The 2,041-nt window shown below is 60.9% G+C and carries 2 protein-coding genes; one reads left to right on the top strand and one right to left on the bottom strand.

The features are described 5' to 3' along the window. The coding region (locus tag CW742_RS11255; RefSeq protein WP_292420438.1) for an ATP-dependent DNA helicase RecQ at window positions 1–1,494 on the bottom strand (1,494 nt) is incomplete at its 3' end. 181 nt (window positions 1,495–1,675) lie between these two features. Between CW742_RS11255 and CW742_RS11260 the strand changes: the two genes are divergently transcribed. Beyond that, window positions 1,676–2,041 (top strand): zinc ribbon domain-containing protein (locus CW742_RS11260; protein WP_292420440.1); only part of this gene is annotated, 366 nt, incomplete at its 3' end.

Genomic DNA, 2,041 nt, shown 5'->3' on the forward strand with positions numbered 1-2,041 from the left:
ACGGTTTTTACCGACTTCGCCGGCCCGGGGCGACCACCCACACCTCAGGTCATGGCCGCCTCGGCGGGACAGGAATCCCTGCCGTCCAATCCCATGGATCCAGGTACGGTACTGCGCTTTGCTGTACTTCTTCCCGGTCCCGAACGCGGGAAGCGCGGAGGGATTATACTGCCGGGCTTTCCCGCTTTTCGCGCCCCGCAGGACATCCGCGATCAGGTCGATGCCGAAATTCCGGGGGAGCTGCTTTACGCAGCCTGCGATCAGCTTTGCCGCATCCGTGCAGTCCGTCATCTCGGGGGGGTTATCGCAGGTGTCGCAGGAGCCGCAGTTCTCACTTGAGTATTCCTCGCCAAAGTAGGTGAGCAGGAACTTCCGGCGGCAGCCGGTCGTCTCGCAGTACTCTGCCATGTCCTGGAGTTTTGCAAGGGAGATCCGCAGGTGCTGGCCGCTGTCCTCATTATGTTCGATCATCGAGCGGATCCGGGCATAATCACCCCGGCTGTACAGGAGGATGCACTCGCTGTACTGGCCGTCGCGGCCGGCCCGGCCGGTCTCCTGGTAATACCCCTCAATAGTCTTGGGCAGGTCATAGTGAATGACGAACCGCACGTCCGGCTTGTCGATTCCCATGCCGAAGGCTACCGTGGCGCAGACCACCTGTACCCGGTCGCGAATAAAGGACTCCTGCACCCGCTCCCGCTCCTGCCGGGGAAGCCCGGCATGGTACGCAACAGCGGAAAAACCGCGCCGTTGCAGGTCACTGGCAACCGTTTCGGTCTCCTCGCGCGACAGGCAGTATACGATTCCCGAATCGCTCCGGTGCTGCCCAAGGTAATCGGCGAGAAATACCAGCGGGTTCTTCTTTTGGACTACGCGATACCGGAGGTTCTTACGGTTGAAACTGCCCGTGAATTCCCGGGCGCTCTCCATCTTCAGCTGCTGCCGGATGTCGCGCCGCACCCCGGTGATTGCGGTTGCCGTCAGGGCAATGAGGGGGATACCAGGGAATACCTCTTTGATCCGGGCAAGCTGCCGGTACTCGGGCCGGAAGTTGTGGCCCCACTCCGAGATGCAGTGGGCCTCGTCAATCGCGATCAGCCGTACACGGGCGGAAGCAAGCGAGGCAAGGAATCCCGGTTGCAGGCATTTTTCCGGCGAGATGAAGAGGAGCCGCAGGCTCCCGTCGGAGATTCCCTCCGTGATCCGCGACCGTTCCCGGGGATCGAGGCTGCTGTTCCAGGCATACGCCGGGATCCCCCGGGCCCGCAGGTCGTCGACCTGGTCCTTCATCAGGGAGATGAGGGGAGAGATGACCAGCGTGAGGCCGCCCAGGTACAGGGCAGGGAGCTGGTAACAGAGCGACTTTCCGCCGCCGGTTGCCATGATCGCGAGCGTATCGTTGCCGGAAAGAACGGAGCTGATAATCTCTTCCTGGTGTGGCAAAAACGAAGAGGAGCCCCAGTACTGACGGAGAAGGTCGTGTATGGTTGTCATGGGAAACCGGAAATCCCTGAAGAATCCAGGAGATGTTTTTGAGGTTTCGGGCAGAATCAGGGAAAAACCTTTGGTGCGGGACGCGCAAGTGCATTGCCCTGAAACGACACGATAGTCAGGACAGTTCCCGCCGGAACCACAGGGTTTATGCCGCCGCCCCGAAAATCCATTAAGGAAGATCATGACCAGAAAGTGCAGTTCCTGTGGCATTCCGGCACCCGACGGCGAATCACGGTTCTGTAACCGGTGCGGGGCCGCAATCGTGGATGAGCCGGAACCACAGTTCCCGGTCTGCGGAACCTGTGGCACACAGGTGGCCGATCCCCTGGCACAATTCTGTGACAAGTGCGGGGGACCGATGAAAAAATCCCTGGCCTGCCCAACGTGCGGGAACCCGGCAATCGATGAGAACTCGAAGTTCTGCACCCGGTGCGGGACAACGTTTGCAAAGCCGGGGTCCTGCGCGTCCTGCGGTTTTGTCAACCCTGAAGAGGCCGGCTTCTGCAACCGGTGCGGAGCCGCACTGAAGACAGCCGCCGTATCTCCC

Origin of the sequence: Methanoregula sp. (genome assembly GCF_002835825.1) — an archaeon.
Lineage (GTDB): Archaea > Halobacteriota > Methanomicrobia > Methanomicrobiales > Methanospirillaceae > Methanoregula.